The organism is Thermus sp. 2.9 (assembly GCF_000794385.1).
Lineage (GTDB): Bacteria > Deinococcota > Deinococci > Deinococcales > Thermaceae > Thermus > Thermus thalpophilus.
The window spans coordinates 1-20,941 of sequence record NZ_JTJB01000002.1; the positions used below are offsets into that span (position 1 = coordinate 1).

At 67.7% G+C, this 20,941-nt stretch carries 30 protein-coding genes and 2 pseudogenes; 14 read left to right on the forward strand and 18 right to left on the reverse strand.

Going from position 1 to position 20,941, the window contains the following annotated elements; translation table 11 throughout:
- The first annotated feature begins 233 nt into the window (after positions 1 to 233).
- Positions 234 to 1,531: pseudogene (locus QT17_RS01370) on the forward strand (MiaB/RimO family radical SAM methylthiotransferase).
- Positions 1,532 to 1,540: 9 nt separating this feature from the next.
- Positions 1,541 to 1,864: a histidine triad nucleotide-binding protein gene (locus tag QT17_RS01375; protein ID WP_039455498.1), complete on the forward strand. Its 324-nt coding sequence runs from the start codon at positions 1,541 to 1,543 to the stop codon at positions 1,862 to 1,864.
- On the opposite strand, the gene QT17_RS01380 is transcribed toward QT17_RS01375, so the two are convergent.
- Positions 1,845 to 2,612, reverse strand: coding sequence for a metallophosphoesterase (locus tag QT17_RS01380; protein WP_039455500.1), 768 nt, complete (start codon positions 2,610 to 2,612; stop codon positions 1,845 to 1,847). The two genes, QT17_RS01375 and QT17_RS01380, sit on opposite strands and share 20 nt — an antisense overlap.
- Positions 2,613 to 2,615: 3 nt before the next feature.
- Positions 2,616 to 3,044 (reverse strand): bifunctional nuclease family protein, encoded by a 429-nt coding sequence (locus tag QT17_RS01385; RefSeq protein ID WP_039455501.1) that lies wholly within the window; start codon positions 3,042 to 3,044, stop codon positions 2,616 to 2,618.
- Positions 3,045 to 3,066: 22 nt separating this feature from the next.
- On the opposite strand from QT17_RS01385, the gene QT17_RS01390 reads away from it, so the two are divergent.
- On the forward strand, positions 3,067 to 3,603 hold the full coding sequence (locus QT17_RS01390; RefSeq protein WP_152607300.1) for a phosphoribosyltransferase family protein: 537 nt from the start codon (positions 3,067 to 3,069) through the stop codon (positions 3,601 to 3,603).
- A gap of 9 nt (positions 3,604 to 3,612) precedes the next feature.
- On the forward strand, positions 3,613 to 4,140 hold the full coding sequence (locus QT17_RS01395) for an adenine phosphoribosyltransferase (protein ID WP_039455503.1): 528 nt from the start codon (positions 3,613 to 3,615) through the stop codon (positions 4,138 to 4,140).
- Here QT17_RS01395 and QT17_RS01400 read toward each other — a convergent pair.
- Complete coding sequence (locus QT17_RS01400; RefSeq protein ID WP_039455505.1) at positions 4,112 to 4,723, reverse strand: HAD family phosphatase; 612 nt, start codon at positions 4,721 to 4,723, stop codon at positions 4,112 to 4,114. The two genes, QT17_RS01395 and QT17_RS01400, sit on opposite strands and share 29 nt — an antisense overlap.
- 36 nt (positions 4,724 to 4,759) lie before the next feature.
- A complete protein-coding gene (locus tag QT17_RS01405; RefSeq protein ID WP_039455507.1) occupies positions 4,760 to 5,281 on the reverse strand; it encodes a 5-formyltetrahydrofolate cyclo-ligase in 522 nt (173 codons plus the stop codon).
- Positions 5,282 to 5,356: 75 nt separating this feature from the next.
- Here QT17_RS01405 and QT17_RS01410 point away from each other — a divergent pair, with 75 nt between their 5' ends.
- Complete coding sequence (locus QT17_RS01410) at positions 5,357 to 5,578, forward strand: FmdB family transcriptional regulator (RefSeq protein WP_039455509.1); 222 nt, start codon at positions 5,357 to 5,359, stop codon at positions 5,576 to 5,578.
- 52 nt (positions 5,579 to 5,630) lie between these two features.
- Positions 5,631 to 6,563 carry a prohibitin family protein gene (locus tag QT17_RS01415; RefSeq protein WP_039455550.1) on the forward strand — a complete coding sequence of 311 codons (933 nt, stop codon included), beginning with the start codon at positions 5,631 to 5,633 and terminating at the stop codon, positions 6,561 to 6,563.
- Here QT17_RS01415 and QT17_RS01420 read toward each other — a convergent pair.
- Genes QT17_RS01420 through QT17_RS01435 form a run of 4 tightly spaced genes read right to left on the reverse strand, consistent with a single transcriptional unit; the run spans position 6,560 to position 8,796 of the window.
- The gene (locus tag QT17_RS01420; RefSeq protein ID WP_039455510.1) at positions 6,560 to 7,009 is read right to left on the reverse strand and encodes a DUF192 domain-containing protein; all 450 of its coding nucleotides are present in this window, start codon (positions 7,007 to 7,009) and stop codon (positions 6,560 to 6,562) included. The genes QT17_RS01415 and QT17_RS01420 overlap by 4 nt on opposite strands.
- Position 7,010: 1 nt before the next feature.
- Positions 7,011 to 7,460, reverse strand: a complete 450-nt coding sequence (locus tag QT17_RS01425) for a DUF192 domain-containing protein (protein WP_039455513.1) — start codon at positions 7,458 to 7,460, stop codon at positions 7,011 to 7,013.
- Between the two features lie 7 nt (positions 7,461 to 7,467).
- Complete coding sequence (tmk, locus tag QT17_RS01430) at positions 7,468 to 8,067, reverse strand: dTMP kinase (RefSeq protein WP_039455515.1); 600 nt, start codon at positions 8,065 to 8,067, stop codon at positions 7,468 to 7,470.
- Positions 8,068 to 8,796, reverse strand: a complete 729-nt coding sequence (locus QT17_RS01435; protein WP_039455517.1) for a Nif3-like dinuclear metal center hexameric protein — start codon at positions 8,794 to 8,796, stop codon at positions 8,068 to 8,070. It abuts the gene before it with no gap.
- 62 nt (positions 8,797 to 8,858) lie between these two features.
- Here QT17_RS01435 and QT17_RS01440 point away from each other — a divergent pair, with 62 nt between their 5' ends.
- Positions 8,859 to 10,664, forward strand: coding sequence for a S9 family peptidase (locus QT17_RS01440; protein ID WP_039455518.1), 1,806 nt, complete (start codon positions 8,859 to 8,861; stop codon positions 10,662 to 10,664).
- A gap of 43 nt (positions 10,665 to 10,707) precedes the next feature.
- On the opposite strand, the gene QT17_RS01445 is transcribed toward QT17_RS01440, so the two are convergent.
- Genes QT17_RS01445 through QT17_RS01470 form a run of 6 tightly spaced genes read right to left on the reverse strand, consistent with a single transcriptional unit; the run spans position 10,708 to position 12,927 of the window.
- Complete coding sequence (locus QT17_RS01445) at positions 10,708 to 10,974, reverse strand: DUF3467 domain-containing protein (RefSeq protein WP_039455520.1); 267 nt, start codon at positions 10,972 to 10,974, stop codon at positions 10,708 to 10,710.
- The gene (locus QT17_RS01450; RefSeq protein ID WP_039455522.1) at positions 10,971 to 11,318 is read right to left on the reverse strand and encodes a roadblock/LC7 domain-containing protein; all 348 of its coding nucleotides are present in this window, start codon (positions 11,316 to 11,318) and stop codon (positions 10,971 to 10,973) included. The genes QT17_RS01445 and QT17_RS01450 overlap by 4 nt, the downstream gene beginning before the upstream one ends.
- A 10-nt stretch (positions 11,319 to 11,328) precedes the next feature.
- Entirely contained in the window at positions 11,329 to 11,658 is a 330-nt protein-coding gene (locus QT17_RS01455) for a roadblock/LC7 domain-containing protein (RefSeq protein ID WP_039455523.1), read from the reverse strand.
- Positions 11,646 to 12,023, reverse strand: coding sequence for a hypothetical protein (locus QT17_RS01460; RefSeq protein WP_039455525.1), 378 nt, complete (start codon positions 12,021 to 12,023; stop codon positions 11,646 to 11,648). Before QT17_RS01460 ends, QT17_RS01455 begins: the two co-directional genes overlap by 13 nt.
- Before the next feature lies 1 nt (position 12,024).
- A complete protein-coding gene (gene recR / locus QT17_RS01465) occupies positions 12,025 to 12,609 on the reverse strand; it encodes a recombination mediator RecR (RefSeq protein WP_039455527.1) in 585 nt (194 codons plus the stop codon).
- A complete protein-coding gene (locus QT17_RS01470; protein WP_039455529.1) occupies positions 12,610 to 12,927 on the reverse strand; it encodes a YbaB/EbfC family nucleoid-associated protein in 318 nt (105 codons plus the stop codon).
- 30 nt (positions 12,928 to 12,957) lie between these two features.
- On the opposite strand from QT17_RS01470, the gene hemB reads away from it, so the two are divergent.
- The gene (hemB, locus tag QT17_RS01475) at positions 12,958 to 13,938 is read left to right on the forward strand and encodes a porphobilinogen synthase (protein ID WP_039455531.1); all 981 of its coding nucleotides are present in this window, start codon (positions 12,958 to 12,960) and stop codon (positions 13,936 to 13,938) included.
- Here the strand turns inward: hemB and QT17_RS01480 are convergent.
- Genes QT17_RS01480 through guaA form a run of 3 tightly spaced genes read right to left on the reverse strand, consistent with a single transcriptional unit; the run spans position 13,935 to position 16,163 of the window.
- Positions 13,935 to 14,312 (reverse strand): VOC family protein, encoded by a 378-nt coding sequence (locus tag QT17_RS01480; protein ID WP_039455533.1) that lies wholly within the window; start codon positions 14,310 to 14,312, stop codon positions 13,935 to 13,937. The two genes, hemB and QT17_RS01480, sit on opposite strands and share 4 nt — an antisense overlap.
- Positions 14,312 to 14,599, reverse strand: coding sequence for a glutamine synthetase/cystathionine beta-lyase binding protein (locus QT17_RS01485; RefSeq protein WP_039455534.1), 288 nt, complete (start codon positions 14,597 to 14,599; stop codon positions 14,312 to 14,314). Before QT17_RS01485 ends, QT17_RS01480 begins: the two co-directional genes overlap by 1 nt.
- 52 nt (positions 14,600 to 14,651) lie before the next feature.
- Positions 14,652 to 16,163, reverse strand: coding sequence for a glutamine-hydrolyzing GMP synthase (gene guaA / locus QT17_RS01490; protein ID WP_039455536.1), 1,512 nt, complete (start codon positions 16,161 to 16,163; stop codon positions 14,652 to 14,654).
- 35 nt (positions 16,164 to 16,198) lie between these two features.
- On the opposite strand from guaA, the gene QT17_RS01495 reads away from it, so the two are divergent.
- The 6 genes from QT17_RS01495 (at position 16,199) to ddl (ending at position 20,545) form a co-directional block, all read left to right on the forward strand.
- The gene (locus tag QT17_RS01495) at positions 16,199 to 16,666 is read left to right on the forward strand and encodes an S-ribosylhomocysteine lyase (protein ID WP_039455538.1); all 468 of its coding nucleotides are present in this window, start codon (positions 16,199 to 16,201) and stop codon (positions 16,664 to 16,666) included.
- A complete protein-coding gene (gene mtnN / locus QT17_RS01500; protein WP_039455539.1) occupies positions 16,663 to 17,325 on the forward strand; it encodes a 5'-methylthioadenosine/S-adenosylhomocysteine nucleosidase in 663 nt (220 codons plus the stop codon). The genes QT17_RS01495 and mtnN overlap by 4 nt, the downstream gene beginning before the upstream one ends.
- A gap of 13 nt (positions 17,326 to 17,338) precedes the next feature.
- On the forward strand, positions 17,339 to 18,262 hold the full coding sequence (locus QT17_RS01505) for a ribose-phosphate pyrophosphokinase (RefSeq protein WP_039455540.1): 924 nt from the start codon (positions 17,339 to 17,341) through the stop codon (positions 18,260 to 18,262).
- Positions 18,263 to 18,328: 66 nt separating this feature from the next.
- Positions 18,329 to 18,949, forward strand: coding sequence for a 50S ribosomal protein L25 (locus QT17_RS01510; RefSeq protein ID WP_039455542.1), 621 nt, complete (start codon positions 18,329 to 18,331; stop codon positions 18,947 to 18,949).
- A 51-nt stretch (positions 18,950 to 19,000) separates the two neighbouring features.
- Positions 19,001 to 19,567 carry an aminoacyl-tRNA hydrolase gene (gene pth, locus QT17_RS01515; RefSeq protein ID WP_039455545.1) on the forward strand — a complete coding sequence of 189 codons (567 nt, stop codon included), beginning with the start codon at positions 19,001 to 19,003 and terminating at the stop codon, positions 19,565 to 19,567.
- 9 nt (positions 19,568 to 19,576) lie between these two features.
- Positions 19,577 to 20,545, forward strand: a complete 969-nt coding sequence (gene ddl / locus QT17_RS01520) for a D-alanine--D-alanine ligase (RefSeq protein WP_039455547.1) — start codon at positions 19,577 to 19,579, stop codon at positions 20,543 to 20,545.
- A gap of 47 nt (positions 20,546 to 20,592) precedes the next feature.
- Here ddl and QT17_RS01525 read toward each other — a convergent pair.
- A pseudogene (locus tag QT17_RS01525) lies at positions 20,593 to 20,941 on the reverse strand (hypothetical protein); the annotation flags it as partial.

A 20,941-nucleotide genomic window follows, 5' to 3' on the forward strand; every position in this document is an offset into this window, starting at 1 on the left:
GGTGGTGGAGGGCGTGGGGGAAGCGCCAGGGTTTCCCCCTTCGGCCTGTGGGGGTGGGAGGGGCCACCTCCTGGGCGAGGCGGAGGCAGTGGGTGAGGACCTCTTTGGGGCTTGGTTCTCGCCGGGGAAAGCCGCGCTTGCCCATGGTGCTAGGATGTATACCGTAGACGAGGTTTGCAAGGCAAGCCCCAGGAGCGTTGACCCTTGGGTCTAGCCACCCCAGAATAGGAAGGATGCGCGCCGCTTTCCGCACCTTAGGGTGCAAGGTCAACCAGGTGGAGACAGAAGCCCTCTTGGGCTTCCTGAAGGCCTTGGAGCCCCAGGTGGTGCCCTTGGAGGAAGGGGCCGACCTCGTGGTCATCAACACCTGCGCCGTCACCACCACCGCCGAGGCGGACGCCAGAAAGGAGATCCGCCGGGCCCGGCGGGCCAATCCCGAGGCCTTCATCGTGGTCACGGGGTGCTACGCCGAGCTCGCCCCCGAGCAAATCCGGGAGCTGGGGGCCGATGCCGTGGTGCCCAATAGCCGCAAGGCGGAGCTTCCCAAGGTGATCCTAGAGCACTTTGGCCTGCCCTCGGACCCCATCACCACCCCCCCAACGAGTTCTGGGGGGCGGGGGAAAGGGGGCTTCTGAATAGCCGGGTGCGGGCCTTTTTGAAGGTTCAAGACGGCTGCCAGGTGGGGTGCGCCTACTGCATCATCCCCAGGCTTCGCGGCAAGGAGCGCCACCGGGACCACAAGGACGCCTTGGCCGAGGCGGAGGCCCTGCTGAGGATGGGCATCAAGGAAATCGTCCTCACCGGGGTGCGGCTTGGGAGCTACCGGGGGCACCCCAGGGGCATCGCCGGGCTCGTGGAGGACCTCTACCACCTGGGGGCTAAGGTGCGGCTTTCCTCCATAGAGCCCGAGGACACGGGGGAGGACCTCCTCCGGGTCATCGCCCGCTACGCCCCTGCGGTCCGGCCCCACCTGCACCTCTCCTTGCAGACGGGTTCGGACCGACTCCTTAAGCTCATGGGCCGCCGTTACGACAAGGCCTACTACCGAGGTTTGGTGCAAAGGGCCTACGAGCTCATCCCGGGCTTCGCCCTCACCACCGACGTGATCGCCGGCCTGCCCACGGAAACCGAGGAGGAACACCGGGAAACCCTGGCCTTCCTGGAAGAGCTCAGGCCCACCCGGGTCCACGCCTTCACCTACACCCCCCGTCCCAAGACCCGAGCCGCCTCCATGCCCCAGGTGCCCCCGGAGGTGCGCAAGCGCCGCACCAAGGAGCTCATCGCCTTGGCAGAGCGCCTGGCGGAGGCGCGCATCCGGCCGAAGCTGGGGGAGGAGGTGGAGGTTTTGGTGGAGCGCCTGCAAGGTGGGCGGGTCCTGGGCCACACCCCGGACTACTACGAGGCCCGTCTCTCGGGCTCGGCCCGGCCGGGGGAGACCGTTTGGGCCCGGGTGGAAGGGGTGGAGGGGTACACCCTCCTGGGCCGGGTGGTGGGGGTGAAGGAGGGGCTTGTGGAGTTCCCCCTAAGGTAGACTTTTCCCATGGACTGCGTGTTTTGCCGCATCATTCGGGGAGAGCTTCCCGCGCGCAGGGTTTACGAGGACGAGGCGTTTGTGGCCTTTCACGACATCCGGCCCAGGGCCCCGGTGCACGTTCTGGTGGTGCCCAAGGAGCACGTGGAGAAGCTTTCCGACTACCCCGATGACGAAGAGGGGGAAAGGAGGCTTGGGGCCCTTTTCCGCACCGCCAACCGGGTGGCGCGGCTTCTTGGGCTTCCTGGCTACAAGGTTCAGGTGCACGTGGGGGAGAAGGGCGGCCAGGAGGTCTTCCACGTGCACGTGCACGTCATGGGGAGCCCCGCCTGAGGAGAAAGCGGTCCAGGACCCGTCCCTCCGGGTCCAGGACGTGGCCCTCGAGGGTGGTGTCCGTGGCTTCCAAGAACAGGGCGTGGTGGGCCACGGCCAAGGACTGGGTAAAGGGAAGGGGCGCCCGGATGGGGTAGAGGGGGGCACCCCCGCCCCCCAGGACCAGGTGGGTGGTGGAGCCCACGCGGAGCCTTTCGTAGTGGTGATCGTGCCCGGTCAGGACCAAGGGAACCGCCGCCTGGCTTAGAAGGGGTTCCAGCAGACTCCGCAGCACAGGGCTTCCCCCGTGGAGGCCAGAGGAGTAAAGGGGGCGGTGCAGGACCACCACCCGCCAAGGGGCGGGGGAGGTGGCCAGGGCCTCTTGGAGCCAAGCCCTTTGCTCCCGAAGCGAGGCCTCGGTGTAAAGGAAGAAGAACTCCACGGCCCCAAGGCGCAGGCGGTAGTAGGGTTTGGCGAGCCCGAAGCGGCGGAGCTGCTCGGATAAGGCGGGGGCGTCGTGGTTGCCAAAGGCGGGGTAGAGGGGGAGGGTGGGGAGGTCCTGGAGGAACCGCTCCACCACGCGGCCCCTGGGGTAGAAGTTGTCCCCCACGGTGAGGAGGGCCAGGAGGGGCTGTGTTCCGTGCGCGTTCCGCAAAAGGGCCGCCACCTGGGCCCTTCCCGGGGTGTCGGCCCCCCAGTCGCCGAGGACCGCCACCCGCCCCGCTTGCGCCGGGAGGAGGAAAAGAAGGGCGAGGAGGGCCCGAAGCACCGCCTACGCTTCTGCCGCCCCGTGGGGCTTGAGGCTCGCCTCCTCCACCCCCGCCTTTTCCACCACCTCCTCCGCCACCAGGATGGGGGCTCCCACCCGGAGGGCCAAGGCCATGGCGTCGGAGGGGCGGGCGTCCACCTCCAGCTCAATCCCCCGGTGTTCCAGGATGAGCCGGGCGTAAAAGGTGCCGTCTTTTAGGTCGGTGATCTCCACCCGCTTGAGCTTTCCCTGGAGCATATCCATCACGGACAGGAGGAGGTCCGGGGTGAGGGGGCGGGGGGGTTTTTCCCCCTGCAGGGCCACCACGATGTGGTGGGCCTCGAGGGGACCTATCACGATGGGGAGAAGCTTGTCCTTCTCCGTCCTGAGCAGGACCACCACGCTGCCGTTTTGGGGGTCCACGCCCAGGGTTTCAATCTTGGCGTTCAGCATACTTTGAGTATAGACTGGCGGCGTGAGGACCTACCCTGTGGAGATCGCCGGGGTCAAGAGGGAGCTTCCCATCGTTCGGGTGGGCCCGGACGTGGCCGTGGCCCTTTTGAACCTCTTGGGGGACACCGAGCTCACCGAGGCCGCCGCCGAGGCGCTGGCCAAGCGCCTTCCCCCCGAGGTGGAAACCCTGGTCACCCCGGAGGTCAAAGCGGTGCCCTTGGCCCACGCCCTTTCCCGCATCACGGGGAAGCCCTACGTGGTGGCCCGCAAGACGGAAAAGCCCTACATGATCAACCCCGTGAGCCGGCAGGTGCTCTCCATCACCACGGGCAAGCCCCAGCTTCTGGTGTTGGACGGGGCCGATGTTCCCCTCATTCGGGGGAAGAAGGTGGCCATCGTGGACGACGTGGTCTCCACGGGCTCCACCCTTTCTGGGCTTAGGGAGCTCATTGAGGGCGTGGGGGGGCAGGTGGTGGCGGTCCTGGCGGTCTTCACCGAGGGCACGCCCAGGCAGGACGTTATCGCCCTGGGCCACCTACCCCTCTTTAAGCCGGAATAGGAGGGCTTTATGGAAACCTATCCCATTAGCATCGGCGGCGTGACCCGGCACGTCCCCCTGATTGAGCCCCTACCAGGGCGGCGCATCCCCTTGGTGGAGTTTTTGGGGGACCCGGAACTGGTGCGGGCCGCGGCCTTGGCCCTTAGGCCCTTGGTGCCCAAGGAAACCGAGGTCCTCTTCACCACGGAAACGAGCCCCATCCCCCTCACCCACGTGCTGGCGGAGGAGATGGGCCTGCCCTACGTGGTGGCCCGCCGCCGCCGCCGTCCCTACATGGAAGACCCCATCATCCAGGAGGTGCAGACCCTCACCCTGGGGGTGGGGGAGGTGCTTTGGTTGGACCGCCGGTTTGCCGAAAAGCTCTTGAACCAGAAGGTGACCCTTCTTTCCGACGTGGTTTCCAGCGGCGAAACCATGCGGGCCATGGAGCGCATGGTCCTTAGGGCCGGGGGGCGGGTGGTGGGGCGTCTGGCCGCTTTCCGCCAGGGAAGCCCGGCGTTGGACGTGGTCACCGTGGCGGAGCTCCCGGTGCTGTAGCCGCGTACACCTCCGCCCGGAGGCCGAGCCTCTGGGCGGTTTCCACGTTCTCGGGATCGTCGTCCAAGTAGAGGGTTTCCTCTGGGGAGAGGCCCAGGCCCTCCAGCGCCAGGAGAAAAGCCCGGGGGTCCGGTTTGGCTACCCCTAGGGCGCAGGAGGCGAAAAACCCGTCCACGTACCGGTCCAGGCCGTGGTGGGCTAGGCTTTCCCTAAGGCTTGGCAGAGTGTTGGAGAGCACGCCCACCTTGAACCCCCTCGCCTTCAGGTCCTGAAGGAGGGCCTCGGCCCCCGGGGCTTGGCGCATGAAGTGGTAGTAGCGGAGACCCTTAAGCCGCTCTGGGGGCAGACCCAGCTCCTTGGCGGCCTTGTGGGCCAGGGCTTGGAAGAAGCGGGCCTCCTCTTCCAGGGTGCGCACCTTGAGCCAGCGCACCGCCTCGAGGATCTCCCGCATGGCCCAGGCCAACACCGCCAAGGTTTTTTCCAGGCCCGGCCCCTGGGCGGCCAGATCCAAAGCCTTCTTGAAAAGAGCCTCCTCGTCCATGAGGAGGAGCACCCCGTCCCGGTCCAACAAGGCCCCCCGCATGGGGCGAGTTTAGCACCCCCGCCAGGGGAAGCGGGGTCATGTGACCCGCCACACCCCCTTTTCCGTGGCCAGGTACCCCACGGGCACGTCCCATGGGTCCCGGGGCAGGCGGGGAAGGAGCAGGGCCTCCGGCACCACCCCGAGGCGGGTGGCTTCCAGGTTTGCCAGGAGGCGGTCGTAAAACCCCTTGCCGTGCCCCAAGCGGAAGCCTTCCCGGTCAAAGGCCAGGCCTGGAACCACCACCAGGTCCAGCACCCCAGGGTCCACGGGGGGCGTGGTGGGCTCCAACAGGCCAAAGGGGCCCGGGGCCAAAGGGCCAAAGGGATGCACGGAAAGCGCCTCCCCCGCCACCTTGGGCAGGTAGTAGCGGGCGGAGTGTTTTTCCCTTAGGGCCAGGAGGTCCAGCTCGTGGGGCAAGGGGTGGTAGAGGAGGATGGCCCTGAACCCCTTTTCCCGAAGCCAGGGGAGGAGCTGGGCCACCACCCTTTGGGAGAGGGCTTGGCGGTCCAGGGTTTTCCAAACACCCAGGGCCCAGCGGCGCAGGGCGGGCTTGTCCACGGAGGGAGGGTACCACCCCGGCCCCTTGACACTCAAGGCAGTTAAGTGTCAAAATGCCCCCTAGGAGGGTAGGGTATGCCGGTCTACGTCTACAAAGGCCTGGAAACGGGCAACTACTACGAGTTTGAACAGGGCTTCCACGACGAGCCCCTGAAGGCCCACCCGGAAACGGGGGAGCCCCTCAAGCGGGTCATTACCCCGCCCGCCATCATCTTCAAGGGCTCGGGGTGGCACGTGAAGGACTACGCCAAGAAGGACGCTTCTTCCAAGTCGGAAGGAAGCGAGGCCAAGGAGTAGGCCTAGCCGCCCCCTGGCCCCGGGGATGGCCCCGGGGCTTTATGCTTGGGTCATGCTGAACCTGGCGGCGCTGGCGCTCCTTTTGCTGGGCCTTGGGGTGCTCTTCACCCCTAGGCGGCGGTTTGGGCTTCCCTTGGTGGGCGTGGGGCTCCTTCTGCTTCTCCTGGCCAACAGCTTCGTGGTGGTTCCGGCGGGGCATGTGGGGGTGGTCTTCAACATCCTGCGGGGGGTGCAGGAGCGGCCCCTTTACGAGGGCATCCATTTCGTGGTCCCCGGCCTGCAACAGGTGATCCTCTACGATACCCGGGTGAAGGAGGTGACCCTTTCCGCCCCCCACGAGGGGGAAAGGCGGGCCGACACCTCCATCCGGGCCCGCTCCAAGGAGGGTCTGGAAATCGGCGTGGACGTCACGGTGCAGTACCGGGTGCTAAAGGACCGGGCGCCCCGGCTGCACCAGGAGGTGGGGCCCGGCTACCTGGAAACCCTCATCGTTCCCCAGGTGCGCTCCAAGGTGCGGGACGCCGTGGGCCAGTTCAACGCCGCCGAGCTCATCAGCACCCAGCGCACCGCCTTGGAAACCTCGGTGGTGCAGGGCCTCGAGGAAACCCTCCGCCAGTACCACATTGAGCTCATCTCCGTCCTCCTGCGGGAGATCCGCATCCCCGAGGCGGTGGCCAAGGTCATAGAGGAGAAGCAGACCGCCGAGCAACAGGTGCAGATTGAGATCAACCGCCGCAAACAGGCGGAGATCGCCGCCGAGCGCCGGGTGATTGAGGCCCGGGGCGAGCGGGATGCCGCCATCTTGCGGGCGGAAGGCGAGGCCAAGGCCATCGCCCTCCGGGGCCAGGCCCTCAAGAACGCCCCCGAGGTGGTCCAGCTCACCTTCGCCGAGAAGCTGGCCCCTGGGGTCCAGACCATCTTCGTCCCCAGCACGGGGAACTTCCTTCTGGACCTGCGGGGCCTCCAAGGGGGCGCCAAACCCTAGCGCAGGACCCGGTCCCCCGGGGCGGGCTCCAAAAGCCCTTCCCGCACCTCCAAAATCCCCCGGTAGGCGGTGCCGGGGGCGTAGGTTTCCCCCGGGCGGAGCCTGGCCACCTTGAGCACCCGCCCCTCCCCGTCCAAAAAGGCCACCACCACCCCGAAGCGGTAGCCCTCCGTGGAGAAGGGGGCGTCCGTGGCCTCGGGGAAGAGGTAGAGGAGGGCCTCCAGGTCCTCCCGCCGCAGGCCCAGGCCCAGGTTCCAGGCCTCGGGGGTGCGGGCCAGGCGGGCCCTTAGGGTGTGGCGGCCCGTGGGGGTTTCCACCACCACCTGGGCGGGCGGGGGCGGGGTTTGGAAGCGCCGGGCCGCCAGGAGGTAACCCAAAAAGGAAAAGACGGAGAGGAGGATCAAGAGGGCGAAGGCCACCAGGGGAAAGAGGGGGCTGCGGTCCACGCTATCTCGACCAAAGCTTCAGGGCCTCCCCCCCCACCTTGGCCCCCGGGGTGAGGCCCCGCCGGGCGAACCAGCCCTGGTTCACCTCCAACGCCCCTTGGTACACCACCCCGGGGTAGTAGACGGGGCAGGGGTCGGCCTTGCAGGGCTCCATGTCCAGGATGCGCAGGATAACCCCCTGGCGGTCAAAGAAGGCGATGGAAAGGGGGATCAGGGTGTTTTTCATCCAAAACCCCCCTGCGGTGGGGGTGGGGAAGAGGAAGACCATGCCCTCGTCCTCTCCCAGGCGCTTGCGGAACATGAGCCCCTGGGCCTGGCGCTCCGGGGTGTCCGCCACCTCCACCTTGAGGGGGTGCCGCCTTCCCCCTTGCTCCACGTAGAGGGTGCTTTTGGGGAAGGATAGCCCCTGGGCCAGGGCGAGGAGGCCGAAGAACAAGGCCAAAAGGCGCATGGGCCCATTATGGCAGAAGGGGGCGGAGGTGGGCCTGGATCTCCGCCTGCACCGCCTCCGGGGGCTTGGTGGCGTCCAGGACCACGAAGCGCTCGGGCTCCGCCTCCGCCAACCTCAGGTACCCTTCCCGCACCCGGTGGAAGAAGGGAAGGCCGAGCCGCTCCAGGCGGTCGGGGTCCTTCACCCGCCTAAGGGCTTCCTCCGGGGGGAGGTCCAGGAGGAAGGTGCGCCGGGGCCTAAGGCCTAAGGTGGCCAGGCGGGCCACCTCCAAAAGCCAGGCCAGGGGAAGCCCCCGGCCGTGGCCCTGGTAGGCCAGGCTGGAGTCCAGGTAGCGGTCGGAAACCACCCACTCCCCCCGCTTCAGGGCCGGGAGAATCACCTTGCGCACGTGCTCCGCCCGGTCGGCGCTGAAGAGGAGGTACTCGGCTTCCGGAGAAAGGTCTTCTCTAAGGAGGAGGGCCTCCCGCACGGGGGGAAGCCCCGCCCCGGGTTCCCGGGTGAGGCGCGCCTTCAGGCCCCTTTCCTCCAAGAAGGCGGCGAGGAGCCTGGCCTGGGTGGACTTGCCCGCCCCGTCCAGGCCTTCCAGGGTGAGGAAGACCCCTTCCATCTAGAGCCCCGTGGGGTGGTCCAGGAACACCCAGGGCAGGCCAAAGCGCTCCTCCAGGTGGGCCGCCAAGGCCTTGACCCCAAAGACCTCGGTGTCGTAATGGCCGGCGTAGATGACGTTGAGCCCCCGCTCAAAGGTTTCGTGGAAGGCGCTGTGTTTGGGCTCCCCGGTGATGAAGAGGTCCGCCTCCACCTGGCCCACCAGGCTCGCCGCTCCCCCCGAAACGATCACCACCCGCTCCACCCGGTCCTTGCCCCCTTGGTGGACCAAGGGCTGCATCCCCGTGAGCTGCCCGAGCATGTCCGCCACCTGGACCAAGGGGGTGGGGAAGGGGAAGCGCCCCGCTACCCCCACGTCGTAGGGGGCAAGGTCCACCAGGCCCAGGGCCCGGGCCAGGACGAAGTTGTTCCCCACCTCGGGGTGGGCGTCCAGGGGAAGGTGGGCGGCGTAGAGGTTGATGCCCCCTTGGAAGAGGAGGGCCAGGCGGCGCCTGTGGTGCCCGCGGATGGGAAAGGGCTTTCCCCAGAAGAGGCCGTGGTGCACCACGAGGAAGTCCACCCCCTCTTCCAAGGCTTTTTGGAAGGTGGCCTCCGCGGCGTCCACCGCCGCCCCCACCTTGCGCACCTCCTCCTTCCCCTCCACCTGCAGGCCGTTGAGGGAGGGGTCTTGGGGGAAGTCGGCGAGCCGCAGGTAGCCGTCCAGGTAGCGCACGAGCTCATCCCGCTTCATGGGCCCTAGCTTACCGGAAGCCCCCCCTGGGCGGATGGCTGACCGGTCAGTATCATGGGGGTGTGGAACCCGAAACCCTTTTACAGCTCCGCTTCCTTTCCGACCTCACGGAGGGCCCAGAGGGCCTGCCTCTTTTCTTGCTCACGGAGATCGTGGCGGGCGATCCCCCCCGCTACCGCTCCCGCTTGGCCCTCTTTGACGGGGAGGCGCGCTTCCTCACCCAGGAGGATGCGGCCAAGCCCCGCTACGCCCATCCTTACGTCTACTTCCTGCGCAAGGTGGGGGAGGGCAAGGAGCTTTTCCGCCTGGACCTGAGGGGGGGTGAGGCGGAAAGGCTCACGGAAACCCCCGGGGTCTTGGACTACGCCCTGGGCCCCTCAGGGGAGGTGGCCTTCTTGGCCCTGAAGGAAGCCCCCAAACCGGGAAGCCCCCGGGTTTACGAGACCTGGCCCTTTAAGTTTGACGGCCGGGGCCTCCTGCCCGAGGGGAACGTGGCCCTTTACCTCCTGAAGGACGGGGAGAAGCGGCTTCTTTTGGACCGCTACCCGCCCCCCAAGGAGATGGTCTTCGCCCCCGAGGGGCTCTACCTGGTGATGCCGGAGGACGCCCAGGCCCAGGCGGCGTGGCGGGACACCCTCTTCCTCTTGGGGGAGGGGGGCCTGCGGAAGGTCTACGGGGGGGTGGGCCCCATCTTCGGCCTGGAGTGGAGCCCTGAGGGGCTTTTCTTCCTGGGCCACGCCTTTGAGCGGGGCGGGGGGACGGAAGCCCGGCTTTACCACCTCCGGGAGGGCGAGGCCCGGGTCCTCTTCATGGGAAGCCTCTTGAACTCCATCAACAGCGACCTCCGCTTCGGCGCCCACTTCCAGGGGCCCCGGTGGGCCGGGGACGGGGTCTACCTGGTGCGCACGGAGGAGGGGGTGGGGCGGCTTTACCGGGTGGACCTGGAGGGGCGGGCCGAGGCCCTTCCCGCCTCCGGGAGCGTCCTGGCCTTCGCCCGCACCCCCAGGGGCCTCTTCCTCCTCACCGAGGACTTCACCCGCCCGGCCCGCCTCGAGGGTCCCTTGGGCGCCTACGATCCCAACCCCGGCCTGCCTCCCCTGGCCGAGCCCCTTTACACCGCCTGGGAGAGCCCGGAGGGGCACCGGGTACCCGGCTGGGTGCTCCTGCCGGAAGGGGAGGGGCCGCACCCCGTGATCCTCTACATCCACGGTGGGCCCCACACCGCCTTCGGGGCCGCCCCCATGCTGGAACTCCAGCTTTTCCGGGCCCACGGCTACGCCGTGGCCTTCTGCAACCCCCGGGGCTCCACGGGCTACGGCCAGGACTACGCCCTGTTGGAGGGGGCCTGGGGCGAGCGGGACGAGCGGGACCTTTTAGGCTTCTTGGACCACGTCCTGGCCCGTTTTCCCCTGGACCCTAGCCGGGTGGGGGTGGCGGGGGGGAGTTACGGCGGGTACATGGTGAACTGGCTCACCGCCCGCCACCCGGAGCGCTTTAAGGCGGCGGTCACCGACCGGAGCATCGCCAACTGGCTAAGCTTCTTCGGCGGCAGCGACATCGGCCCCCGCTTCACCCACCTGGAGCTTTTCGCCAAGCCCTGGGAGCGGCCCGAGGTCCTCTGGGAGAAAAGCCCCTTGCGGCTTGTCCACCGGGTGAAGACCCCCACCTTGGTGGTCCACGCCGAGGCGGACCACCGCTGCCCCATTGACCAGGGGGAGACCTGGTACACCGCCCTTTTCCACCTGGGGGTGAAGGCCCGGTTCTTCCGGGTGCCCGAGGAGGGGCACGAGCTTTCCCGCTCGGGCCGTCCCGACCGCAGGCTGGCGCGGCTTCGCGCCTATTTGGACTGGTGGCGGGAGAACCTGTAGGCAAGAGGGGCCAGGGGAGGCCCTGGCCCCTAAGCGCTTACCCTTAAGCTTGGCTTTCCGCCACCGGCTCGGGGATGGGGCCGAAGGTTTCCTCGTAGCGGGCCACGTTCTCCGCCAGGCTCCGCAAGAGGGCCTTGGCGTGCTGGGGGCTGGTGATGACCCGGCTCACCACCATGGCCCCGCCTTGGGGCTGGAGGAGGGCGAAGTCCAGGATGAACTCGTTCTTGGTGTGGGCGATGAGGGCCAGGTTGGTGTAGCGGCCCAGGGCGGTGTCCTTGTCAATCTGGATGTCTAGCTTTAGCTCGCTCATGCTAACGCCTCCTGGATTTTGGGAAGGGCCCGTTTCAGGGCGAGCCGCGCCCGGCCGAGGCTTTTGGCGCCGTCCAAAAAGAGGAGGAGGTGGTGGCCGGGAAGCGGCACGAGCAAAAGGGCCCCTTCCGGGTACTCTACCATGACCTCCTCCACCCCTTCCTGGCCCAGGGTCTGGGCCAGCGCCTTGGCGGTGCCCAGCACCGTGGCGGAGCGGGCGGCGAGGGCGCTGGCCTCGGGGGCCCCTTCCTCCCGCACCTCCTCCACCACGAACCCGTCCTCGCTCAGGAGGGCGGCCACCCGCACCCCCCGGGTTTCCTTAAGTTCTTTGAGGACCTCCAGCATCCCTCACCTCCTAGAGGGTTTGCACCCTGAGGGCGATGCGGGAAAGCTCCTGCCCGATGGCCTTGCGGTCCATGCCCCGCTCCAGCACCGCCCCCAGGATGTACTCCCCCACCCGTAAGGCCAGCACCTCGTGGGTGTCGGTGGCCAAGGTGAAGCGGCGCACCTCCCCGGAAAGGGCCTCCGCCAAGGGGGCCATGTGGCGCACCAAGGAGGCGAGCTCCGCCGCCAGGACCTCGGCGGGCGGGGCGCTCCGGCCCAGGGCTTCTATGACCAGGCCGTCCAACCCGGTGAGCACCGCCCGCTTTACCCCCAAAGAGGCCAGGCTGTCTAGGTAGGCCATCCCACCACCTCCCAAAGCTTTTCCGCCGTCTTGGCGGCCTCCACCCGGGCCCGGCCGAGGTTGGCCGAAGGCTCCAGGAGGAGGAGCAAGAAAAGGTCTTCCCGGGCCTTGGGGGCGCGCGCCATCCGGGCATAGCCTACCACGGGATGCCCTCCGATCCAGAGTTCCTCCACCCGGGAGGCTCCCAGGCTTGCGGCGTAGGCGGCCCTGGCCTGGCGGAAAAGGGCAGCGTGTTCGGCGATGGCCGCCTCGAGGTCCACCCGTTTCCGCCGCACCCCCTCCACCAGGAGCCCGTCCAAGGTGCCGAGCCCCGCGGCGAAGGCCCCTTCCACCCGGTCCAAGAGGCGTTGCAAGAGTTCCTCCATGCTACACGGGCTTCCTTCCCTCCAGGGCCCGGCCCAGGGTCACCTCGTCCACGTACTCCAGGCTCCCGCCCACGGGCAGGCCGTAGGCGAGGCGGGTGGCCTTCACCCCCCGGCGCTTGAGCTCCTCCGCCAGGTAGAGGGCCGTGGCCTCCCCCTCCACGGTCATGGAGGTGGCCAGGACCACCTCCTTCACCCCTTTCAGGCGGGGCCAGAGGGTTTCCAGGTTGAGCTCCTTGGGGCCGATGCCCTCTAAGGGGTTGAGGGCCCCTCCCAGGACGTGGTAGACCCCCGGGAACTCCCCGCTCCGCTCCAGGGCGAAGAGGTCGGCCACGGTTTCTACCACGGCGAGGAGGCTAGGGTCGCGGCTTTCGTCCTGGCAGATGGGGCAAAGCTCCCCCTCCGCCAGGTTGCCGCACACCCGGCAGACCCCAAGCCCCCGGATGGCTTCCAGGGCCTCCCGGAGCCCCTCCGCCTCTTCCGGGTGGAAGGCCAGGTGCAAGGCGAGCTTCTGGGCGGTTTTGGGGCCGATGCCGGGAAGGCGGGAGAGGGCCCGGGAAAGCTTTAAGAGGCTTTCGGGGTACTTCATCTAGAAGAGCTTGCCCAGCATCTGGCCCACGCCCCCAAGCTCCCGGGCCATTTCCTTCTCGGAAAGCTCCTGGGCCTTCTTCTGGGCGTCTTGGATGGCCACCAGGAGGAGGTCTTCTAGGGCCTCGAGGTCGTCCTGGATGGCGGTGAGCACCTCGGGCTTGAGGCGCACGGCGAGGATCTTGCCGTGGCCGTTGGCCTCCACCTCCACCAGCCCCTGGGCCGTGCCCACCACGGTCATGGTTTCCAGGCGCTCTTGGATCTCCGCCGCTTTCTTCTGGGCTTTTTGCGCTTCCTTCAGGAGCTTCTGTAGGTTCATCGTCCCTCCCCTATGAGTATAGTGGAAGGCATGGAGCGCCCAAGAAGGCTGCGTTCGCCCCTTTTGCGCCCCCTGGTGGCGGAGGTGGAGCTTTCCCCCCGCCACCTCGTCCTTCCCCTCTTCGTGAAGGCGGAAGGGGAGCGGGAGGAGATCGCCTCCATGCCTGGCGTCCACCGCCACCCCCTAAAGGACCTCCCCCGCCTGGGGGAGGAGGCCCTGAAGGCGGGGCTTGGCGGGGTCATCCTCTTCGGCGTCCTGCCCGAGGGGGAGAAGGACCCCTTAGGCCAGGGGGCCTACGCCGAGGAGGGGGTGGTGCAGCGGGCCATCCGCCTCCTTAAGGGGGAGTTCCCCGAGCTTTTGGTCATGGCCGACACCTGCCTTTGCGAGTACACCAGCCACGGCCACTGCGGGGTGGTGCGGGAGGGCCCTTTAGGGTTTTACGTGGACAACGACGCCACCTTGGAGCTTCTGGCCAAGACCGCCCTTTCCCAGGCCCAGGCGGGGGCGGACGTGGTGGCCCCGAGCGCCATGATGGACGGCCAGGTGCGGGCCATCCGGGAGGCCTTGGACCGGGCAGGGTTTTCCCACGTGCCCATCCTCTCCTACGCGGTGAAGTACGCCTCCGCCTTCTACGGGCCCTTCCGGGACGCCGCGGCCAGCGCCCCCCAGTTCGGCGACCGCTCCGGCTACCAGATGGACCCAAGGGCGGGGCTTTGGGACGCCCTGCGGGAGGCGGACCTGGACGACCGGGAAGGGGCGGACCTCCTCATGGTGAAGCCCGCTTTGCCCTACCTGGACGTCCTGGCCGCCTTAAAGGGGCGCTTCGCCAAGCCCCTTTTCGCCTATCAGGTTTCCGGGGAGTACGCCATGCTAAAGGCCGCCGCCCTCAAGGGCTACCTGGATGAGCGGCGGGCGGTCTTGGAAACCCTTTACGCCATCCGCCGGGCCGGGGCCCAGGGCATCCTCACCTATTACGCCCTCGAGGCCGCCCGCTGGCTCCAGGAGGGCTAAAGGCCCCAGATCTCGGCCGGGGCCAGCTCCACCAGGTTGCCCTCGGGGTCGCGGGTGTAGAGGCTTCGGCCCTTGGGCCACTCGGCCCACCAGACGGGGAAGCCCCCGGCCTTCAGGCGCGCTTCCCAGAGGGGAAGCTCCGCTTCTTCCACCCGAAAGGCCACGTGGACGCTTCCCCGGGCCCCGTGGGGGGGTAGGGAGGGGTCCTTTTCCGTCTCCTCGGGGTTGAACACCAAGAAGACCCCCCGCCCGGCCCGGAAGAAGGCGTGGCGGGGCGGCTTGTACTGGAAGCAGGGGAGGCCCAAAACCCCCTCGTAGAAGGCCCGGGCCCTTTCCAAATCCTTGGCGTAGACGGAGGTTTCCAGGACGTCCACTATTTGAGCCGGGCGATGAGCTCCGCCACGGGGATGGCCTGGAGGGTGGTGGTCTTCACGCTGCCCCGGGAGGCCAGGTGGAGCATGGCCCGAGCCACGCTGGCGGCGTCCTCCGCCTCCACGATGTTGACGAAGTCGTAGGGGCCAAGGACGGCGTACTGGGCCACCACCTTTACCCCGAAATCCCGCTCCAGCTCCTGGTTCACCTCCTTGATGCGCTCGGGGTTTTTCACCAGGGTCTCCGCGCCGTCGTCCGTGAGGGTGCTCAGCACGATAAAGGTGGGCATGGCTTGCCTCCTTGCCCCCAGTTTAGCCGGGTTTTGCTCCCCGCTCCACCCCTCACTCCCACTCTATGGTGGCCGGGGGCTTGGAGGTGATGTCGTAGACCACCCGGCCCACCTCGCTCACCCGGCGGGTGATGCGCCGGGCCACCTCGTCCAAGAACTCTAAGGGAAGCCTGGCCCAGTCCGCGGTCATGAAGTCCTCCGTGGTCACCGCCCGGAGGGCCAAGACGTAGCCGTACCTCCGCTCGTCCCCCGCCACCCCCACGCTCCTTAGGGGGGTGAGGACCGCCAGGGCCTGGGCCACCTTATCGTAAAGCCCCCACTCCTTGAGGAGGCTCGTGAAGAGGTCGTCCGCCCGCCTAAGGATCTCCAGGCGCTCCTCCGTCACCTCCCCCAGGATGCGCACGGCGAGGCCCGGCCCCGGGAAGGGGTGGCGCAGGCGGATGGGGTCGGGTAGGCCCAGGAGGAGGGCCAGTTCCCGCACCTCGTCCTTGAAGAGGAGGCGGAAAGGCTCTAGGAGGGCGAACTCCAGGTCCTCGGGAAGCCCGCCCACGTTGTGGTGGCTCTTGATCTTAGCGGCCCCGTGCCCCCCCGCCGACTCTATAACGTCGGGGTAGAGGGTGCCTTGGGCGAGGAAGCGGAAGGGCCCATGGGTTCGCGCCACCTCCGAGAAGACCGCCACGAACTCCCGGCCGATGATCTTGCGCTTTTCCTCGGGGTCCTCCACCCCCTTCAGCGCCTTTAGGAAGCGCTCCTTGGCGTCCACCACCAAGAGGTTGACCCCCAGGGCCCTTAGGGCCCCCTCCACCTCCTCCCGCTCCCCCAGGCGCAAAAGCCCGTGGTCCACGAAGACCGCCAGGTGGTCCACCCCCGCCCTGGCCAGGAGGAGGGCCAGGGTGCTGGAGTCCACCCCCCCGGAAACCGCCAGGAGGACCCGCTCCCCACCCACCCGCTCCCGCACCTCCTTTAGGAGGCTTTCCAGGACGTGCTCCGGGGTCCAGTCGCGGGGGACGCCGGCGATCTCCAAAAAGTTCTCCAAAACCTGCATCCCCTTGGGGGTGTGGGCCACCTCGGGGTGGAACTGCACGGCGAAGCGCTTGCCGTCCTCGGCTTCCATGGCCGCCACGGGGTTGTCCTCGGTGGCGGCGGAAACCCGCCAGCCGGGGGGGAGCTCGCTCACGGCATCCTGGTGGCTCATCCAGACCTGGACCTCTCCGGAAAGCCCCCGGAAGAGGGGGCCTTGGTAGCGGGTGAGGAGGGCTTTGCCGTACTCCGCCTTGCCGGAGCGCTCCACCTTGCCCCCGAGCTCCTGGGCCAAAAGCTGCATCCCGTAGCAGATGCCCAGGATGGGAAGACCGAGCCCAAAGAGGCGAGGGTCGGGGCGGGGGGCTTCGGGGTCAAAGACGCTCTTGGGCCCCCCGGAGAGGATGAGGGCCTGGGGCTTGTGCTGGAGGATCTCCTCGAGGGGCGCAGTGCCCGGGAGGATGAGGGAGAAGGCCCGGAGTTCCCGTAGCCTCCGGGCGATAAGCCTCGTGTACTGGGAGCCGAAGTCCAAAACCAGGACCATGGGCTAAAGTTTACCCTGTGGTGTGTAATGAAGGCATGGCCGAGGTGGAGAGCTTCGCCCTGGACCACACCAAGGTCCAGGCCCCGTACGTGCGTTTAGCCGGAAGGAAGCCCGTGGCAAAGGGATGGGTGGAAAAGTACGATCTGCGCTTGGCCCAGCCCAACCGGGAGGCCATCCCCACCGCCGCCCTCCACACCCTGGAGCACCTTTTGGCCGGGTACCTCCGGGACCACCTGGAAGGGGTCATTGACCTCTCCCCCATGGGGTGCCGCACGGGGTTTTACCTGGTGGTGGAGGGCCCCTTGGAGGAGGAACGGGTTTTGGTGGCCTGGGAGCGGGCGCTAAGGGACGTCCTCATCCACCAAGGGCCCATCCCGGGGGTGAGCTTTAGGGAGTGCGGCAACTACCGGGACCACGACCTGGAAGGGGCCAAGGCTTGGGCGGAAAGGGCGCTTAGGGCGGGGCTTCGGGTGCAGCCCACCGTCCCCTTGGAGGAGCGGTGATCGCCTTCTTCGCCGCCGAGCCCGAGGAGGCGGGGGCCATCCGGGAGGCCTTGGGGGCGGAAGCCCTCCTAACGGCCCCTTTTCCCCTACACCGGGGCGCGGGCGTCCTGGTGGCGGAAACGGGGGTGGGCAAGGTGGCGGCGGCCATGGCCGTGGCCCACGTCCTCACCCGCTTCGCCCCCAGGGAGAGCTTCTTCCTGGGGGTGGCGGGGACGTTGGACCCTTCCTTGCGGGCCCTGGACCTCCTCCTGGCCGAGAAGGCGGTGCAGTGGGACGTGGACCTCACCCCTTTTGGCCGGGCTTTGGGGGAGACCGCTTTGGGGGTGCGCTTTTTCCCCTCGGACCCCGCCCTCTTGGCCCGGGCGGAAGTGGCGGCCCTTTCCTTGGGCCTTCCGGTGCGGCGGGGCGTGGTGGCCACGGGGGACCGCTTTTTGGCGGACCGGGAGGAGGCGAAGCGGCTTCGCACCCTCCACGGGGCCCACGCCGTGGAGATGGAGGGAGGGGCGGCCCTCATGGTGGCCTACCGCTTCCGCCATCCCATGGCCCTGGTGCGGGCGGTGACGGACGGGGCGGGGGAGGGGGCGGAGGGGGACTTCCAGGCCTTCTTGCGGGAGGCCTCGAGGCGCCTCGGCCTCCTGGCCCGGGCCCTCGTATACTAAAAGGGGGGTCCCAATGCAAATCCGCCTCTTCACGGGAAACGCCCACCCGGGCTTGGCCCAGAGGATCGCCGAGGCCTTAGGGGTGCCCCTGGGCAAAGCCCTGGTGGACCGCTTCCCCGACGGGGAGATCCGGGTGCGGCTTTTGGAAAGCGTCCGGGGGGACGACGTCTACCTCATCCAACCCACCTGCCCCCCGGTGAACGAGCACCTCATGGAACTTCTCCTCTTGGCGGACGCTGCAAGGCGGAGCTCCGCCGGGCGCATCAACGCCGTCATCCCTTACTTCGGCTATGCCCGCCAGGACAAGCAGACCGAGGGCCGCGAGCCCGTGAGCGCCAAGTTGGTGGCGGGGCTTTTGGAGCGGGTGGGGGTTCACCGGGTCATCGCTATAGACCTCCACGCTCCCCAGATCCAAGGGTTTTTTGACATCCCCGTGGACCACCTCTCCGCCGTGCGCCTTTTCGCCCGCTACCTTCGGGAAAAGGGGTATGCGGACAACGCCGTGGTGGTTTCCCCCGACGCCGGCCGGGCGGAGGAGGCCAGGCGGCTCGCTGAGCGGCTTGGGTTGCCCCTAGCCATGCTGGCCAAGCGCCGCCACGGGCCCAAGGAGACCTCGGTGACCTACGTGATCGGGGACGTGGAGGGGAAAAAGCCCCTCCTCATTGACGATATCGTCTCCACTGGTGGGACCATAAGGCGGGGGGTGGAGGCCCTCTTGCAGGCGGGGGCCTTGCCCGAGGTGGTGGTCATGGCCACCCACCCCGTTTTGGTGGGGGAGGCCCGGGAGAACCTGGCCCACCCCGGCATCCGGGAGGTGGTCTTCACCGACACCATCCCCCTGAAGGATGGCGGCTACACCGTGCTTTCCACCGCCGAGCTCCTGGCCCAGGCCATCCGCCACGTGCACACCAACCAGTCGGTGAGTGCCCTAATCTAGAGGGATGTGGTAAGCTTTCCTTTGTGCGCCCCTTGGGGGGCTGGGTTTTGCGTGCGAGGAGGAGCCATGGAGTACCGCCTGAAGGCCTATTACCGGGAGGGGGAGAAGCCCGCCGCTTTGAGGCGTGCGGGGAAGCTCCCCGGGGTCATGTACAACAAGAGCCTGAACCAGAAGGTCTATGTGGAACTCGGAGAGTTTGACAAGGTCTTCCGTCAAGCCTCCATCCACCATGTGATTGTCCTGGAGCTTCCTGACGGCAAGGAGCTTCCCACCTTGGTGCGCCAGGTAAACCTGGACAAGCGCCGTCGCCGTCCGGAGCACGTGGACTTCTACATCCTCTCCGACGAGCCCGTGGAGATGTACATCCCCTTGCGTTTCGTGGGCACCCCCCAAGGGGTGCGGGAGGGCGGGGTGCTCCAGGAGGTGCACCGGGACATCCTGGTGCGGGTTTCCCCCCGCAACATCCCCGAGTACATTGAGGTGGACGTTTCCGGCCTCGGCATCGGGGATAGTCTCCATGCCGCCGATCTGAAGCTACCCGAGGGGGTGAAGCTTGCCATCTCTCCCGAGGAGACCATCGCCGCCGTGGTGCCCCCCGAGGACGTGGAGCGCCTGGCGGCCGAGGCGGCGGAGGCCCCCGCCGAGCCCGAGGTCATCAAGAAGGGCAAGAAGGAGGAGGAGGCCTAGCCTCCCCCTTGGCGGGCGGGGGGCCTGGGCTCCCCGCTTGCTTTTAGGGCCATGTTCTTGGTGGTGGGGCAGGGCAACCCGGGGGAGCGCTACGCCCACACCCGGCACAACGTGGGCTTCATGGTTTTGGACCGGCTGGGCCTTTCCTTTCGCAAAAAGGGGGAGGCGCTTTTGGCCGAGGCGGAGATGGGGGGGCAAAGGGGCTTTTTCCTGAAGCCCCTCACCTACTACAACCTCACCGGCCAGGCGGTGGCGCCCCTGGCCCGCTTCTACAGGATCCCCCCCGAGCGCATCCTGGTGGTGCACGACGAGATGGACCTTCCCTTGGGCCGCCTGCGCCTTAAGGCGGGGGGGAGCCCTGCAGGGAACCGGGGGGTGGCCTCCATCGCCGAGGCCTTGGGCACCCTGGCCTTCCACCGCCTGCGGATTGGGATCGGCAAGCCCCCCGCCAGGGAGCTGGGGGCGGATTATGTGCTTTCCCCCTTCGCTCCCGAGGAGCTTCCCCTTTTGGAAAGGGTGCTGGAGGCGGCCAAGGAGGCGGTGGTCTGCTGGGTGGAGCGGGGGCTTCTTCCCTGCGCCGACCGCTATAACGGCTTGGATCTGCGGGAAAACCGCTAAGCTTGGGGTATGGCCGAGCCCACCGTTTTGCTCCTCGCCGGGGGGAAAAGCCCCGAGCACGAGGTTTCCCTGCTTTCCGCCGAGGGCGTTCTGCGCCACATGCCTTTCCCCACGGACCTGGCGGTGATCGCCAAGGACGGGCGCTGGCTCTTGGGCAAGGAAGCGGAGGCCGCCCTAGCGGCCAAGGTGGCCCCCGAAGGCCGCCACCCCTTCCCGCCCCCTTTGGACTGGGACCGGTACCAGGTGGTCTTTCCCCTCTTGCACGGGCCCTATGGGGAGGACGGGACGGTGCAGGGTTTTTTGGAGCTTTTGGGCAAGCCCTACGTGGGGGCGGGGGTGGCGGCGAGCGCCCTTTGCATGGATAAGGACCTCTCCAAGCGGGTCCTGGCCCAGGCGGGCATCCCCGTGGTGCCCTGGGTGGCCCTTTACCGGGGGGAGCGGCCCTTTGTGCCCTTTGAGCCCCCCTTTTTCGTGAAGCCCGCCAACACCGGCTCCAGCATCGGCATCACCCGGGTGGAGGACTACGCCCACCTGGAAGAGGCCTTGGCCGAGGCCTTCCGCCACGACGTCAAGGCGGTGGTGGAAAAGGCCCTACCAGGGGTGCGGGAGCTGGAGGTGGGGGTTTTGGGGAACATCTGGGGCGAGGCGAGCCCCGTGGGGGAGGTGCGCTACCAAGCCCTCTTTTACGATTACGAGACCAAGTACACCCCGGGCCGGGCGGAGCTTCTCATCCCCGCCCCGCTGGACCCGGGAACGCAGGAAACCGTTCAGGAGCTGGCCTTAAAGGCCTACCGGCTCCTGGGGATCCGGGGCATGGCCCGGGTGGACTTCTTTTTGGTGGAAGGAGAGGTGTACCTAAACGAGGTGAACACCATTCCTGGCTTCACCCCCACCAGCATGTACCCCAGGCTCTTTGAGGCGGGTGGGGTGCCCTATCCCGAGCTTCTCCGGCGACTCGTGGAACTGGCCCTAGGTTAGGTGGTCACCCCCTTTCCGGTAAACTGGGGGCAAAGCAGACTTGACCGTTATTCCGCATAGAGCCCCAGGAACCTGAGGGCGGAGAGGGGATGGAAGGAGAAGACCTCCAGGGCCGCCTTCTTCTCCCGCACCTCCCTCTGGTGGAGCAGGGACACCAGAAAGGCCCGGAGGGCCGCCAAAACCCGCGCCCCTATCCCCCGCACCTGGCAAGCGTCCTCGCAGAAGAGAACATCCCGCACCCAAAAGGACCGGTTCTCCACCTCCCACCGGGAAAGGAGAAGCTCCCCAAGCCGCCTCGCGTCCGCTTCTTTGGCTTCCAAGCTGGTGAGGGCGTAGCTCACCGTCCGCCGCACCTCCCCCATCCCCTTGTGCATCACCTCCCGCTCCAACCGCACC

Bases quoted from the DNA above. Each gene is read 5' to 3' on its own strand.
- QT17_RS01410 (WP_039455509.1), top strand. From the start codon at position 5,357: ATGCCGGTCTACGTCTACAAAGGCCTGGAAACGGGCAACTACTACGAG.
- guaA (WP_039455536.1), bottom strand. From the start codon at position 16,163: ATGGTCCTGGTTTTGGACTTCGGCTCCCAGTACACGAGGCTTATCGCC.
- QT17_RS01445 (WP_039455520.1), bottom strand. From the start codon at position 10,974: ATGAGCGAGCTAAAGCTAGACATCCAGATTGACAAGGACACCGCCCTG.
- QT17_RS01425 (WP_039455513.1), bottom strand. From the start codon at position 7,460: ATGCGCCTTTTGGCCTTGTTCTTCGGCCTCCTCGCCCTGGCCCAGGGG.
- QT17_RS01395 (WP_039455503.1), top strand. From the start codon at position 3,613: ATGGAAACCTATCCCATTAGCATCGGCGGCGTGACCCGGCACGTCCCC.
- QT17_RS01435 (WP_039455517.1), bottom strand. From the start codon at position 8,796: ATGAAGCGGGATGAGCTCGTGCGCTACCTGGACGGCTACCTGCGGCTC.
- QT17_RS01460 (WP_039455525.1), bottom strand. From the start codon at position 12,023: ATGGAGGAACTCTTGCAACGCCTCTTGGACCGGGTGGAAGGGGCCTTC.
- QT17_RS01415 (WP_039455550.1), top strand. From the start codon at position 5,631: ATGCTGAACCTGGCGGCGCTGGCGCTCCTTTTGCTGGGCCTTGGGGTG.
- QT17_RS01455 (WP_039455523.1), bottom strand. From the start codon at position 11,658: ATGGCCTACCTAGACAGCCTGGCCTCTTTGGGGGTAAAGCGGGCGGTG.
- QT17_RS01485 (WP_039455534.1), bottom strand. From the start codon at position 14,599: ATGCCCACCTTTATCGTGCTGAGCACCCTCACGGACGACGGCGCGGAG.
- QT17_RS01450 (WP_039455522.1), bottom strand. From the start codon at position 11,318: ATGCTGGAGGTCCTCAAAGAACTTAAGGAAACCCGGGGGGTGCGGGTG.
- QT17_RS01400 (WP_039455505.1), bottom strand. From the start codon at position 4,723: ATGCGGGGGGCCTTGTTGGACCGGGACGGGGTGCTCCTCCTCATGGAC.
- QT17_RS01375 (WP_039455498.1), top strand. From the start codon at position 1,541: ATGGACTGCGTGTTTTGCCGCATCATTCGGGGAGAGCTTCCCGCGCGC.
- hemB (WP_039455531.1), top strand. From the start codon at position 12,958: ATGGAGCGCCCAAGAAGGCTGCGTTCGCCCCTTTTGCGCCCCCTGGTG.
- recR (WP_039455527.1), bottom strand. From the start codon at position 12,609: ATGAAGTACCCCGAAAGCCTCTTAAAGCTTTCCCGGGCCCTCTCCCGC.
- QT17_RS01505 (WP_039455540.1), top strand. From the start codon at position 17,339: ATGCAAATCCGCCTCTTCACGGGAAACGCCCACCCGGGCTTGGCCCAG.
- QT17_RS01385 (WP_039455501.1), bottom strand. From the start codon at position 3,044: ATGCTGAACGCCAAGATTGAAACCCTGGGCGTGGACCCCCAAAACGGC.
- QT17_RS01470 (WP_039455529.1), bottom strand. From the start codon at position 12,927: ATGAACCTACAGAAGCTCCTGAAGGAAGCGCAAAAAGCCCAGAAGAAA.
- tmk (WP_039455515.1), bottom strand. From the start codon at position 8,067: ATGGAAGGGGTCTTCCTCACCCTGGAAGGCCTGGACGGGGCGGGCAAG.
- pth (WP_039455545.1), top strand. From the start codon at position 19,001: ATGTTCTTGGTGGTGGGGCAGGGCAACCCGGGGGAGCGCTACGCCCAC.
- ddl (WP_039455547.1), top strand. From the start codon at position 19,577: ATGGCCGAGCCCACCGTTTTGCTCCTCGCCGGGGGGAAAAGCCCCGAG.
- QT17_RS01495 (WP_039455538.1), top strand. From the start codon at position 16,199: ATGGCCGAGGTGGAGAGCTTCGCCCTGGACCACACCAAGGTCCAGGCC.
- QT17_RS01510 (WP_039455542.1), top strand. From the start codon at position 18,329: ATGGAGTACCGCCTGAAGGCCTATTACCGGGAGGGGGAGAAGCCCGCC.